Consider the following 13,688-nt stretch of genomic DNA (forward strand, 5'->3'; position numbering starts at 1 on the left):
AAGCCAGTTGTCGGTCAACTAGCTTGCAACGCCATAAGTATACGATCGGCATCTGGGCCTAAAAATTTAGGTAAAAAGTCGATTTTTTTAAAGCCATACTTTTCATACAAGGCAATTGCTGCATGGTTGTATGGCGCAACAGTAAGCTTTATTTGTGTTGCTGACTCTGACTTGGCCGCCAAGCCATTTAAATAATAGGCCAACAGCTGTTTACCGACGCCTTTCCCTCGGGTTTGTTCAGCAATTAACACAGACATAATCCACTGTTCATTAGCTTGCCCAGGGGCTGCTAACAAATACCCAAGAACACAGTCGGCTTCGCAGTACACAATGAAACCGGCTGGCCATTGTGCAAGAGCTTGGTAAAAAAGAGCGGCGGGGTAGCCCTCGTGCGCGTAGGTCGCTAACTCGAGGGCTTCAATTTGCGCAATGTCCTGCGCTTGTGCCAAACGAACCTCAGCCATTAGCGAGTAAACTGTACGCTGAAGGTAACAGGCACGTTGTAGTCAATACGTTGCAGACCCGCAATTTCACGCAGTTGGTCAATTCCTGCAACTAAACCAAAAGCTTTGGCGTCGATATTTATCGGTTGAGTTGTGGTCGCCAAAAAGCGGTCGCTGCCCAAGCGAGTTACTTGCAGGGCGCTTTGTATGGTTTCGCTTTTACCGGCAATGAACACTGTAATATCAACCATTAGCTGCAACGAGTCGCTAACCGGCATGTCAGTCAATAGCTTCTCTTCTAAATTCGCCGTTGCGCTGACTATACTGTAGTCTTCAGCATTGAATAAATGCTTTAACATACGCTCGTTACGAATCGGAATTTGTGTGTCTAGGCTAGTCACCGGTATTTCAATGGTCACTTCGTTATCTGCCCATGAGCCTTGAATGTCAGTAAAACGGTGGGTTTCATCAACATGGTCATTTTTGACGGACACAAAATTCAGTACAGAGCTATCGCTGTCTAATTGCCAAGTGTCGGCCAGTGCGGCAGTTGATGCGATGCCTAAAGAAGCGGCGCTTGCTAAAAAAATATGTTTCAGAGACATACATTTACTCCTCTTGTTGGGCTATACAAGATAGCATAAAGTGGGACTTTGCTCGAGCCTTACGCTGAAGCTGCAGCTTAAATTCGTGTTTAGGTGTATCATGTCGCTGCACATCACACAGGAGACAGGATTAACAACCATGTATACGGACTCACTAACAAACTTGTTCAATGAATTTCAATTTTCCGAGCAACTGTTTCGTCCGGTTATTGCGACGTTAATTCTTATTTCCGCAATTTTGCTTATTCGAGCAATTTTAGCCAAATTTATTCGAAAAAGTGTCAAAGCTACCGATCTACGCCGGCGCTGGTTAGTGCAGACGCGGAATGTTCTTTTATTGTTCATGGTGCTTGGCTTAATGCTAATTTGGGCTGAAGAGCTGCGTACGTTAGCGTTGGGTATTGTAGCGATAGCTGTGGCCTTTGTGGTGGCCACAAAAGAACTCATTATGTGCTTAACCGGCAGTCTAGTAAAGTCGGGCGGAAGTGCTTTTAGTATCGGTGACCGTATTCAAATAAAAGAGTTTCGCGGTGACGTGATTGATCAGAATTTGCTGGCAACCACTATTTTAGAGGTTGGCCCTGGCAAGTTTTCTCATCAACGCACCGGACGCATGATAGCGATTCCTAATTCGTTGTTTGTGTCTGAACCTGTGGTGAATGAAAGCTACACCCATGACTTTGTACTTCACGTTTTTACCGTTCCGTTTAAGCGTGAAGATGACTGGCCTGCCGCGCAACAGGCTTTGTTAGAGTCGGCCAATCGTCATTGTGCAGATTATGTGGAACAAGCGAAGCGTTACATGCAGCGTATGAGTGATCACCGCGGTATTGACGTTCCCTCAGCCGAACCTCGAGTAACAATATCTGTACCTGCCGCGGGCGAAATTCATCTAATTATTCGTTTCCCTACCAAATCTGGAATGCGTAGTTATATGGAGCAATCGATACTCAATGATGTGTTTCAAAACAATACGTTTACCCGAGTTACTGAGAAAAACTAACACCTTGGCACATGCCTAAATAGCGAATGTTATATTGCTTTTCATTGCAAAGATTTCTATGCTTTTCCGGTGTCAATCATAATATACGAATGTTTATAAAAAGTTATCTATCTCCCGATAGATGAGTAGGGATACAGCACTAGGAAAGGACTCCAACTAATTCGGCTGCCTAGTTTGCGGCATAGTTTGCCGCTAAGTTTGCAGTGAGTATGTAGAGGTTTATGCGGTAATCATTGGTTTTCAACGTACACGAATTGCAGCAAGTGCTATGGTCGCTTGTTTGTCGACGGCTGCATGCGCGGATTTTACCCCCGGCTGCGGTTCTGACAAAGCCGTCGATGAGGTGGTGCGCGTTATCAAGAACCAAGCGCCAACCATGCAAGAAATAAAAATTGAACGTGTGCATACGTTACGAACTAATTTCGCAACGGGCGAAGTTTTGTGTAGCGCTGCGGTTATTAAAACGGACAGCAGTGCAGCCAAAAAACGCGTGTCTGTTGGTTATAACGTGTACTATGACACAAACCGTCGATTGGCTGTCAGCGTTTATGGCGCTCCTGAGTAAAAACCTCTGCTGGTGTTGGTCGGCTGAATAGAAAACCTTGAAACGTATGGCAGCCAAGTTGCTTTAAATAGGCTGCTTGCTCGTGCGTTTCTACGCCCTCAGCAACCGTTGTTAGCTGTAAACTTTCAGCAAGCTGAATAATGGCTTTTACAATAGAAGCCATAGAGGGTTGGGTTAACATGTCGCGGACAAATGAAATATCAATTTTGAGTGTTTCAAACGGTAATTCAGCTAAGTACGACAATGACGAATAACCAGTACCAAAGTCATCAATTGCAAAGTGAACCCCAAACTCGGTCAGAAGTTTCATTTTTTCTGCCACTAATTCAACATCGTGCAGTAATAAGCTCTCGGTTATTTCAAGTTTTAATTGGTTCGGGTTAATACCAGTTTGTTGAATTTGACGGATTAGATTATCAACGAAGTCTGGTTGCTGAAATTGTCGACCACTGACGTTAATTGCCAGTGTTAAGTTCTGTGTTTCAGCACGTTCTTGCCATCGTTTAAGTATGACGCAGGCCTGCTCAATAACCCAACGGCCAATAGGAATAATTAAACCAGTGTCTTCTGCCAATGGAATGAATTCAGCTGGTGAGACAAAACCTCGTTGTGGGTGTTGCCAACGCAGTAACCCTTCGGCACCTGCAACCTCACCTTGAATGTTCACTTGGCTTTGTAAAAACAACTGCAATTGGTTGTGTTTCAAGGCCTGACGTAAATCCGTTTCTAAGGCAATGCGCTGCGCTGCTTGTTCGGCTAATTCAGGGCGAAATATTTCAATACCGCTATGATGATGATTCAATTTAGCTTGGGCAAGGGCAAGACTGGCCTCGCCCAATATTATGTCTGGCTTGCCACCAGCCTGAAAGCGCGTAATACCAATTGACACCGTACATAAATAGGTGAAGTGACCAAGTTGATAGGGCGCTTCAAGCTGCTCTTGAATTGCCTCAATGCGCGCCAAGGTGGTGTTCTTTGAAAGACTAACGTCATGGTCGTGAGGACAAGGCAGCACTAATACAAATTCATTGCCTCCTATGCGAGCACAAAACACACCTAGATTGCGCAAGCGTTCGCCAACCTGGCGTAACAACATATCACCGTAAGAGGCGCCATAGGTATTGTTAAGTGTCTTAAACTTATCAAGGTCGAAAATAACCAAGGCATAAAATTGCACTGCTAAGTTCTCAAGGTGCTCAAGCAGTTGCTGTCGGTTGGCAAGCCCAGTGAGTGTGTCTTGTGTTGCTAAGTGATGAATGATTTGTTTTGCTTCGCGTTGTGATTTGGCTTGCAAGTACAAGCGTTTATCTACTTTAGTACCCACAACAGCGACAAAAGCTGCAATAACGGTGGCAAAACCAATCACATAAGCTAACCAATTAGAATGAGCGTGGGAGCCTTGCACCTCAACAATTCCATAAAACCGCGCTGCGGTCATTGCCGTGTAGTGCATTCCACTAATCGCTACGGCGATAACAGTTGCGGGTAGCAAGCGGCTTGCGAAACGGTCGATCGACGAGCGCTGTTCATAACGGGCTAAGCTGCGATAAGTCAGCATGGCAATGACACCCAATGAAAGTGCTACAACCAATGAAATAAGAAACCAACCGACATGATAGAGCAATACTCCGTTAAATTGCATGGCTGCCATGCCAATATAATGCATGCCACCAATACCAATACCAAGCACCCCGCCAGCCATTAAGGTTTTTGTTATGCTCGGCACGTACTGTGGGTTCAACTTAAGTTGTGTCCCTAACGCATACCAATTGGCAAGTACGGCGGGAACCACGGAAATTATTGTGAGCCCTAGCTGATGTTCAATTGCTAAGGGAATTTTGAAGGCGAGCATGCCAATAAAATGCATGCTCCATACTGTTAAGCCAGCAATGATTGCACTCACAAACAACCAACCGTGGCGATATAATGGATTTCTGTATGAATTGGCTCGCACTAAGGTAAGCAACGACGTATAGGCACCTAGTAATGCAATTGCGAATGATAAAATGACCAGCCCAACATGATGCTCTCCAGCAATAAGCGGCAGTGCAGACTGCCCGAGGTCAAAAAACTGCTGCCAATGTTGGGTCATACTCGTTGTGTCCTTGGTTTTTCAAACCTATTTTTATCCGACGTGGTACGTAGTTAGCAACGTTTTAGTTCAATGTTTTAGTTGAACTTTAGTTTAACTTTGAAGCGATTTGCAAAATTGTCGACAATTAGTTTGGTTTTAAGCTTGGAATTTATAAAATATCCCCTTAAAATAACTGAATTGTTCAATTGAAGAGGTTTTCATGTCGACAATTATAGGTGAAACCTTTCAAAGTCTTTTAGGGCGCTTGCCGGTGACATCTTCAGACCGCCTGCTACTAGAAATGCAGCGCGCTATTGTTGAAGGTGAACTGCCTGCTGGTAGTAAAATTAGCGAACCCGAGCTAGCACGTAAATTCAACGTTAGTCGAGCACCGCTGCGCGAAGCTATGGCGCGTTTAGAGCGTTGTCATTTAATTGAGCGTATACCAAATGCCGGTGCACGGGTCGTTAAATTGTCGGCAGAAGGGCTACAAGCGCTATACCAAATTCGCGAAGAGCTTGAAGGGCTTGCTTGCCGACTAGCAGCCGAAAACATGGATGAACATGAAATTGAACAGTTACGTGCGTTGCTTGACCAGCACCTGAAGTCACAACGGGTTCGCGAAGGCGAAAGCTATTATCAAGAAGCCGGCGATCTCGACTTTCACTATCGTATTATTCTAGGCAGCAAAAACCCGTATTTGATTAACATGCTGTGCGACGAGCTGTACTTTTTAGTGCGCATGTATCGTGTTCAGTTGGGCATGAATGGCCCACGCGTGTCACGCGCATTTGACGAACACAAAGCAATTATTAATGCCATCGCCAGTCGCGATGGCGAATTGGCGGATCTCTTGATGCGCCGTCACATTGCCGCTTCGCGCGGCAACATCGAATTAAAACTGCAACAAGTAGGAAAGCAACATGATTAAAGTTCACAGTGCTGGCGCTAAATTCCGCCAGGCCATAGCCAATAACAAGCCACTACAAATTGTTGGTACCATTAACGCCTACACAGCCATGATGGCTGAGCGTGTTGGTCACCAAGCTTTATATTTGTCAGGTGCAGGTGTGGCGAACGCATCATTTGGCTTGCCAGACTTAGGCATGACCTCATTAAACGATGTGTGCGAAGACATTCGCCGTATTACAGGCGCTACCGACGTGCCATTGCTAGTTGATGCCGACACCGGTTGGGGTGGAGCGTTTAACATTGCTCGCACCGTTAAAGAAATGACCCGCGCTGGCGCAGCAGGCTTCCACATTGAAGACCAAGTAGCTCAGAAGCGTTGTGGCCACCGCCCTAACAAAGAGATCGTTTCGCAAGCAGAAATGGTCGATCGCGTAAAAGCGGCAGTAGATGCACGTATTGATGACCAGTTTTATATTATGGCCCGTACCGATGCATTCCAACAAGAAGGCTTAGAAGCTGCGATTGAGCGCGCCCAAGCCTGCGTTGAAGCTGGCGCCGACGCCATTTTTGCCGAAGCCGTACACACGTTAGAACACTATCAAGCATTTACTAACGCGCTAAACGTACCAGTTCTTGCTAACATTACTGAGTTTGGCGCCACGCCACTGTTCAGCAAAGACGAATTAGCCGAAGTTGGCATTGAATTAGTGCTGTACCCGTTAAGTGCTTTCCGTGCCATGAACAAAGCGGCATTAAATGTGTATGAGAGCATTTTAACGAACGGTCACCAAAAAGAGGTGGTCGATAGCATGCAGACGCGTGCGGAGTTGTATGATTTCTTAAATTATCACGCGTTCGAAGACAAACTCGATTCATTGTTCAAAAAATAAACGCAAAAGCGCTATTAGATAATCGATATTGGATATTAGAGTAAATTCAACGGCGCTATTAGAGGATAGATATTGGATATTAGAGCGATAGTCGAGCTTGGTTTTCTGATATCTAATATCAGATAGCTAATATCGCCTTAAGGTTTTAATAATAAGGAGTTAAAGATGGCTGAGAAGAAATTGACAGGCGCCGGTTTACGCGGCCAAGTAGCGGGCGAGACCGCTCTTTGTACCGTTGGGAAAAGCGGTTCTGGTTTAACCTATTACGGTTATGACATTAAAGAATTAGCTGACAAAGTCACGTTTGAAGAAGTGGCATATTTGTTGTCTCGTGGTGAATTACCAAACAAAGACCAGTTAGCTGAGTACAAAACGCGTTTGAAAAAGCAACGCGGCCTGCCACAGGCGCTGAAAGATGTGTTAGAGCGCATTCCAGCAGACGCGCACCCAATGGACGTGATGCGTACCGGTTGTTCGTTTTTGGGCAACATTGAGCCGGAAGAAGACTTCAGCCAAGCGGACGACAAAATTGAGCGAATGCTAGCAACTTTCCCGAGCATTTTGCTGTATTGGTACCGTTTCAGCCATGAAGGCAAGCGCATTGAAACCCAAACTGACGACGACTCAATTGGTGCACACTTCTTGCACTTGTTGCACGACAAAGCGCCGTCGAAGTTGCACACTGACGTGATGAACACCTCGCTGATTTTGTATGCAGAGCACGAATTTAATGCGTCAACCTTTACTGCTCGCGTGTGCGCATCAACCTTGTCAGACATTTTCTCATGCGTTACCGGCGCGATTGGTTCATTGCGTGGGCCATTACATGGCGGCGCGAACGAAGCGGCCATGGAACTCATTGAAAACATGAAAGACGCCGACGATGCCGAGCAAACCTTAACGGGCATGCTTGAGCGCAAAGAGAAAATTATGGGCTTTGGTCACGCCATTTATCGTGAGTTTGACCCGCGTAATGACATTATTAAAGAGTGGTCAGAAAAGCTTTCGCAAGAGTTTGGCGATACCCGTTTGTACGATGTGTCAGTGCGTTGTGAAGAGGTTATGTGGCGTGAGAAGAAACTGTTCCCAAATGCGGACTTTTTCCATGCGTCGGCATACCACTACATGGGCATTCCAACCAAGTTGTTTACGCCTATTTTCGTGATGTCGCGGGTAACCGGCTGGACTGCACACGTAAAAGAACAGCGTGCCAATAACCGTATTATTCGCCCAAGTGCGGACTACACCGGCCCAGGCCCTCGCCCTGTACCTGCTTTAGAAGACCGTTAAGCAGAGATTAAAGAGGCACTTCGGTGCCTCTTTTTGGCTGTTCTGTAGTAACCACTCATTCACTAAAGAGGCATAGCCATGAACACTGAATTTCGTAAACCGCTCCCGGGCACCACGCTGCAATATTATGACACGCGTGCCGCGGTAGAAGCGATTAAACCAGGCGCTTATGACGGCCTGCCATACACATCTAAAATTTTAGCTGAGCAGTTGGTGCGTCGCTGCAACCCAGAAGACTTAACCGCAAGCTTAGTGCAGTTAATTGATCGCAAACGTGATCTCGACTTTCCTTGGTATCCAGCACGAGTTGTGTGCCACGATATTTTGGGCCAAACCGCACTGGTTGACTTGGCCGGCTTGCGTGACGCTATTGCCGCTAAAGGCGGTGATCCAGCCAAAGTAAACCCAGTGGTGCCAACCCAGTTGATAGTTGACCACTCATTAGCGGTAGAACACGCTGGTTTTGACAAAGACGCGTTTGAGAAAAATCGTCAAATTGAAGACCGTCGTAACGACGACCGTTTTCACTTTATTAACTGGACCAAAACAGCGTTCAAAAACGTTGATGTTATTCCGCCGGGTAACGGCATTATGCACCAAATTAACCTAGAGAAAATGTCACCTGTGGTGCAAGTGCGCGACAACGTGGCGTTTCCTGACACCTGTGTGGGCACCGATAGCCATACCCCAATGGTTGACGCCTTGGGCGTTATTTCTGTGGGCGTGGGCGGCTTAGAAGCGGAAAGCGTTATGCTTGGCCGCGCGTCGTACATGCGCCTGCCGGATATTATTGGCGTCGAGCTCAAAGGAAAACTCAAACCTGGCATTACCGGCACCGACTTAGTGCTCGCCATTACTCACTTCTTGCGCAAAGAGCGGGTGGTTGGTGCTTACCTTGAATTCTTTGGTGAAGGTGCGGATGCCTTGTCGGTGGGTGACCGAGCGACCATTTCAAACATGACGCCTGAATATGGTGCCACCGCCGCCATGTTCTACATTGATCAGCAAACTATTGATTACTTAAAGTTAACTGGCCGCGACGACAAGCAAGTAGAGTTGGTTGAGCATTATGCCAAGCACACTGGCTTGTGGGCTGACAGCATGAAAGGCGCCGAATACGAGCGCGTGTTGACCTTTGATTTGTCCAAAGTTGAACGCAACCTGGCGGGGCCTTCAAACCCGCACGCGTTATTGCCAGCAGCCGAGCTCAGCTCGCGTGGTATTGCCAAGCATATTGAGCAACCAGAAGGCGGCTTAATGCCTGACGGTGCGGTGATTATTGCGGCCATTACCAGCTGTACCAACACCAGCAACCCGCGCAACATGATTGCCGCAGGTTTGATTGCTCGCAATGCGAATAAACTAGGCCTAACTCGCAAGCCGTGGGTGAAAACCTCGTTAGCGCCGGGCTCAAAAACCGTCAAAATGTACTTAGAAGACGCTAACCTTTTGCCTGAGTTAGAAAACTTAGGTTTTGGTGTGGTTGGCTTTGCCTGCACCACTTGTAACGGTATGAGCGGCGCGCTCGACCCGAAAATTCAGCAAGAAATTATTGAGCGCGATTTGTTCTCAACCGCCGTACTTTCGGGTAACCGTAACTTTGACGGCCGTATTCACCCGTATGCCAAACAGGCATTCTTGGCGTCACCGCCATTAGTGGTGGCGTACGCGATAGCCGGTACCATTCGTTTTGACATTGAAAAAGACGTGTTGGGCTTAGACCAAAACGGTAACCCAGTCACCCTGAAAGACATTTGGCCAAGCGACGAAGAAATTGACGCCATTGTGAAGCAGGCGGTTAAGCCAGAGCAGTTCCGTACTGTGTATGACCCGATGTTTAGCTTAAACGTTGAGTATGGCGAAAAAATTAACCCACTGTATGACTGGCGTCCGCAAAGTACGTATATTCGCCGTCCACCATACTGGGAAGGTTCGTTTGCCTCGGCCAATAGCTTAAAAGGCTTACGTCCGTTGGCCGTATTAGGTGACAACATCACCACCGACCATTTGTCACCGTCTAACGCGATATTGCCAGACAGCGCTGCGGGCGAATACTTGGCGAAAATGGGCTTACCAGAAGAAGACTTCAACAGCTACGCCACGCATCGCGGTGACCATTTAACCGCGCAACGCGCCACCTTTGCCAACCCGAAACTATTTAACGAAATGGTTAAAAACGACGCGGGCGAGGTTATTCAAGGCTCACTAGCTCGGGTTGAACCAGACGGTAAAACCATGCGCATGTGGGAAGCCATTGAAACCTACATGGAGCGCAAGCAGCCGTTGATCATTGTCGCTGGCGCTGACTATGGCCAGGGGTCGTCACGCGACTGGGCCGCGAAAGGTGTTCGTTTGGCCGGTGTTGAATGTATTGTTGCCGAGGGCTTTGAGCGCATTCACCGTACCAATCTTATTGGTATGGGCGTACTGCCGCTTGAGTTTGAAGCCGGTACTACGCGCAAAACCTTGAACATTGACGGTACCGAAACCTTTGATGTGGAAGGTGACGTACAGCCAGGCGCAGAAATGACGTTAGTTATTCATCGCGCCAACGGTGACACCGTCAAAGTGCCCACCAAGTGTCGCTTAGATACCGCTGAAGAAGTGTCGATTTACTCGGCTGGTGGTGTGTTGCAGCGCTTTGCCCAAGACTTTTTAGCGGGTGAGGTGTAATTGCGATGGCTTTCCCTCCACAACTAAAAATTGCCGCCACGTACATGCGTGGCGGCACCTCGAAAGGGGTGTTTTTTAAACTGGATGACTTACCTGCTGCGGCACAAACGCCAGGCCCAGCGCGCGATAAACTGTTGTTGCGCGTTATTGGCAGCCCAGATCCGTACGCTAAACACACCGATGGTATGGGGGGCGCAACCTCAAGTACCAGTAAAACGGTGATTCTGTCGCGCAGCTCACGGCCAGAGCATGATGTCGATTATCTGTTTGGTCAGGTTTCAATTGATAAGCCATTTATTGATTGGAGCGGTAACTGCGGCAACTTAACCGCGGCAGTTGGCTCATTTGCTATTAGCAATGGCTTGGTTGACTCATCGCGTATACCCGATAACGGTACCTGCGTGGTGCGCATTTGGCAGGCCAATATTCAGAAAACCATTGTGGCGCATGTGCCTATCACTAACGGTGAAGTGCAAGAAACGGGTGACTTTGAGCTTGACGGCGTGACCTTTCCAGCCGCCGAAGTGCAAGTGGAATTTATGGACCCAGCCGCCGATGACGATGGCGAGGGCGGTTCCATGTTCCCCACCGGCAACGTGGTTGACGAGTTTGAAGTGCCAGGCTTGGGTAAGTTACAAGCAACGTTTATTAATGCAGGCATTCCGACTATTTTCGTCAACGCTGCGGACATTGGCTACACCGGCACGGAACTGCAGGGTGCAATTAACGAAAACGCCGATGCCTTGCTAATGTTTGAGAACTTGCGTGCGCACGGTGCTGTGAAAATGGGCTTAATTGCTTCTGTTGACGAAGCCGCCGCGCGCCAACATACGCCGAAAATTGCCTTTGTGGCACCGCCAGCTGACTATGTGTCGTCTAGTGGCAAAGCCATTAACGCCACTGACATTGACGTGTTAGTGCGTGCCATGTCGATGGGCAAACTGCACCACGCCATGATGGGCACAGCCGCTGTCGCCATTGCCACAGCTGCCGCAGTGCCTGGCACTTTGGTGAACTTAGCAGCCGGTGGTGGCGACCGTAATCAAGTGGTGTTTGGTCACCCATCGGGTACCTTACGCGTGGGTGCCGAAGCCAAGCAAGTGAACGGTGAGTGGACGGTCACTAAAGCCATCATGAGCCGCAGCGCGCGGGTACTCATGGAAGGCTGGGTTCGCGTACCACACGACTAAAGCCAAGTATCGAGATCATGGCCACCTAGAATGGCCATGATCTCGACACTGAATGAATTCTCGCCTGATTCGTTGATACGATAATAAATGCTATCAACGCCACATACGCTGCGACGATAGCCTTGTCTAATGTGACTTACTGTGGGATAGCTTAAAGGATTTTGAGCGATACGTTCGAAGGCTTCGAAAAATTGGTAGAAATAGACATCTGCGGCGTGTTCACCAAAAATATGGTAACCGTAAGAATAAATTCGTTGCAGGTCGGCTTTGGCTGCATGAGATAGCTTATACGAAGCCACCGGCTATTTTCTCAGACTTTCTTTAAACTCATGTAAAATCTGTTCAGCTGACTGATCTGTAAAGCCGCTATATTCAGCCGCTTGAAGCTTTTCATTGAGCATTTCTGCACGGCGCGCGCGGCGGATTAAATCGTTTATTAATTCACTCTTACTTGCATATTCACCTGTCACCTCAACGTGCTCACGCAGCCATAAGTCATTTTGTTCAGTCAGTGTAATACTTTGTCGGGTCATGTTTGATGTCCTTAGGTGTTGGTCTGTCGTATTGGCACTATTGGTGTAATATTACACCATTAAATTAATTTAAGAATAATCTAGCCCCAGAAAAAAGCCACCTCATAAAGTCGTCTTTTCGGTCATACTTAGGCGTACATTCTGATAAACTTACCCTATTAACGTAAGCAAATTGATTGAAGGTACTTTCAAACCGATGCAGCCAAATCAACCTCAGCAACGAGATGCCGTGCGTCTGAACAAGTTTATTAGTGAAAGCGGTATGTGCTCGCGCCGCGAGGCCGATCGCTATATTGAGCAAGGGCAGGTCACCTTAAATGGGCGTAAAGCTGTGGTAGGCGACAAAGTAGGGCCAACCGACGAAGTGCGGGTAAATGGCCGCTTAGTGGCTGCGCAAAACAAAGAAAAATTCGTGTTCATTGCGTTAAATAAACCGGTGGGGGTGGTGAGTACCACCGACTCAGCCGAGCGCAATAACATTCAGAAATTTGTCGGCCACAAAGAGCGCATTTTTCCCATCGGTCGCTTGGACAAAGACTCTCAGGGGCTGATTTTCTTAACCAGCAACGGCGACTTGGTGAACAAAATTTTGCGTGCCGGCAACAAACACGAAAAAGAGTACGTGGTGACCGTGCATCGGCCTATAACCCCTGATTTTATCAAAGGTATGGCCAACGGCGTGCCTATTTTAGGCACCATGACCAAACGCTGTAAAGTGCAGCAGCTATCGACGTTTGTGTTTCGGCTAACACTCATTGAAGGCATGAACCGACAAATTCGCCGCATGTGTGAGCATTTTGGCTATGAAGTACGCAAGCTTGAGCGTACGCGCATTATGAATGTTCGTTTAGGTGCGCTGCAGGTGGGCCAATGGCGAAATTTAACCGAGCGCGAACTGGCCGACATTATGGCCTCTATTGCCGATTCGACCGGTTTAGCGCCAGAAGGGCATAAAAGCAAACGGCCGAAATATAAGAAGCCTGCCGACGGTACAGCACAACCTGCCAAACGCACTCACAGTAACCAAGGAAAATCGCCATGGGCCAAGGCGAGTCGGGGAAAATCACCGAACAAGCCGGCAGCAAAGTCTGACAAAAAGGGCTGGCCATATGAATAAGCCAGTGAGTAAAAAGTGCCCTTGCGGGGGCGGCAAATACGCCAAATGTTGTGAGCCGTTTCACCTCAGCACGAAGCTACCGCGCACCCCGGAAGAACTCATGCGCTCGCGTTATAGTGCTTATGCCCGCGGGTTAGCCGATTACGTGCGCAGCAGCTGGCACCCAAGTACTTTGCCTGAAGGCTTAACGCTAGATGACAACCCGCAGTGGTTACAACTACAAATAATTGCCACGGGAACCCACGGTAACCGTGGCTACGTGCACTTTAAAGCCTATTTTCAGGTTGACGATGATATTGGCGTGATGGAAGAACAGTCGCATTTTGTGCGCGAGCAGGGCCGTTGGTATTACCTAGAAGGCGAGGTGGTCGATGCATAACTCATCGACCACAT

At 47.9% G+C, this 13,688-nt stretch carries 14 protein-coding genes; 9 read left to right on the forward strand and 5 right to left on the reverse strand.

Annotation, left to right across the window (positions count from 1 at the left end; all coding sequences use genetic code 11):
• Positions 1-14: 14 nt before the first annotated feature.
• Both ASC40_RS05615 and ASC40_RS05620 read right to left on the reverse strand, forming a co-directional pair.
• Positions 15-464 (reverse strand): GNAT family N-acetyltransferase, encoded by a 450-nt coding sequence (locus ASC40_RS05615; RefSeq protein ID WP_055438796.1) that lies wholly within the window; start codon positions 462-464, stop codon positions 15-17.
• On the reverse strand, positions 464-1,048 hold the full coding sequence (locus ASC40_RS05620) for a YceI family protein (protein WP_055438797.1): 585 nt from the start codon (positions 1,046-1,048) through the stop codon (positions 464-466). Before ASC40_RS05620 ends, ASC40_RS05615 begins: the two co-directional genes overlap by 1 nt.
• 139 nt (positions 1,049-1,187) lie before the next feature.
• Here ASC40_RS05620 and ASC40_RS05625 point away from each other — a divergent pair, with 139 nt between their 5' ends.
• Entirely contained in the window at positions 1,188-2,051 is an 864-nt protein-coding gene (locus ASC40_RS05625) for a mechanosensitive ion channel domain-containing protein (protein WP_055438798.1), read from the forward strand.
• A 280-nt stretch (positions 2,052-2,331) separates the two neighbouring features.
• Positions 2,332-2,616 (forward strand): hypothetical protein, encoded by a 285-nt coding sequence (locus ASC40_RS05630; RefSeq protein ID WP_141656112.1) that lies wholly within the window; start codon positions 2,332-2,334, stop codon positions 2,614-2,616.
• Here ASC40_RS05630 and ASC40_RS05635 read toward each other — a convergent pair.
• Positions 2,591-4,708, reverse strand: coding sequence for a putative bifunctional diguanylate cyclase/phosphodiesterase (locus ASC40_RS05635; protein ID WP_055438800.1), 2,118 nt, complete (start codon positions 4,706-4,708; stop codon positions 2,591-2,593). The two genes, ASC40_RS05630 and ASC40_RS05635, sit on opposite strands and share 26 nt — an antisense overlap.
• Positions 4,709-4,910: 202 nt before the next feature.
• On the opposite strand from ASC40_RS05635, the gene ASC40_RS05640 reads away from it, so the two are divergent.
• The 5 genes from ASC40_RS05640 to prpF all read left to right on the forward strand — a co-directional run bounded on the left by ASC40_RS05640 (position 4,911) and on the right by prpF (position 11,645).
• Positions 4,911-5,621: a GntR family transcriptional regulator gene (locus ASC40_RS05640; protein ID WP_055438801.1), complete on the forward strand. Its 711-nt coding sequence runs from the start codon at positions 4,911-4,913 to the stop codon at positions 5,619-5,621.
• The gene (gene prpB, locus ASC40_RS05645) at positions 5,614-6,492 is read left to right on the forward strand and encodes a methylisocitrate lyase (protein ID WP_055438802.1); all 879 of its coding nucleotides are present in this window, start codon (positions 5,614-5,616) and stop codon (positions 6,490-6,492) included. The genes ASC40_RS05640 and prpB overlap by 8 nt, the downstream gene beginning before the upstream one ends.
• A 165-nt stretch (positions 6,493-6,657) precedes the next feature.
• On the forward strand, positions 6,658-7,782 hold the full coding sequence (prpC, locus tag ASC40_RS05650; protein WP_055438803.1) for a bifunctional 2-methylcitrate synthase/citrate synthase: 1,125 nt from the start codon (positions 6,658-6,660) through the stop codon (positions 7,780-7,782).
• Positions 7,783-7,860: 78 nt separating this feature from the next.
• Complete coding sequence (acnD, locus tag ASC40_RS05655; protein ID WP_055438804.1) at positions 7,861-10,455, forward strand: Fe/S-dependent 2-methylisocitrate dehydratase AcnD; 2,595 nt, start codon at positions 7,861-7,863, stop codon at positions 10,453-10,455.
• Positions 10,456-10,460: 5 nt separating this feature from the next.
• Positions 10,461-11,645 carry a 2-methylaconitate cis-trans isomerase PrpF gene (gene prpF, locus ASC40_RS05660; protein ID WP_055438805.1) on the forward strand — a complete coding sequence of 395 codons (1,185 nt, stop codon included), beginning with the start codon at positions 10,461-10,463 and terminating at the stop codon, positions 11,643-11,645.
• Here prpF and ASC40_RS05665 read toward each other — a convergent pair.
• Together ASC40_RS05665 and ASC40_RS05670 are read right to left on the reverse strand one after the other, a co-directional pair.
• Positions 11,642-11,944 (reverse strand): type II toxin-antitoxin system RelE/ParE family toxin, encoded by a 303-nt coding sequence (locus ASC40_RS05665; protein WP_055438806.1) that lies wholly within the window; start codon positions 11,942-11,944, stop codon positions 11,642-11,644. The genes prpF and ASC40_RS05665 overlap by 4 nt on opposite strands.
• A gap of 3 nt (positions 11,945-11,947) precedes the next feature.
• Entirely contained in the window at positions 11,948-12,178 is a 231-nt protein-coding gene (locus ASC40_RS05670; RefSeq protein ID WP_055438807.1) for a ribbon-helix-helix domain-containing protein, read from the reverse strand.
• Positions 12,179-12,374: 196 nt separating this feature from the next.
• On the opposite strand from ASC40_RS05670, the gene rluF reads away from it, so the two are divergent.
• Entirely contained in the window at positions 12,375-13,295 is a 921-nt protein-coding gene (gene rluF / locus ASC40_RS05675) for a 23S rRNA pseudouridine(2604) synthase RluF (protein ID WP_055438808.1), read from the forward strand.
• Entirely contained in the window at positions 13,288-13,674 is a 387-nt protein-coding gene (locus tag ASC40_RS05680) for a YchJ family protein (protein WP_055438809.1), read from the forward strand. The genes rluF and ASC40_RS05680 overlap by 8 nt, the downstream gene beginning before the upstream one ends.
• The last annotated feature ends 14 nt before the right edge of the window (positions 13,675-13,688 follow it).

Source organism: Pseudidiomarina woesei, assembly GCF_001418345.1.
Taxonomy (GTDB): Bacteria; Pseudomonadota; Gammaproteobacteria; order Enterobacterales; family Alteromonadaceae; genus Pseudidiomarina; species Pseudidiomarina woesei.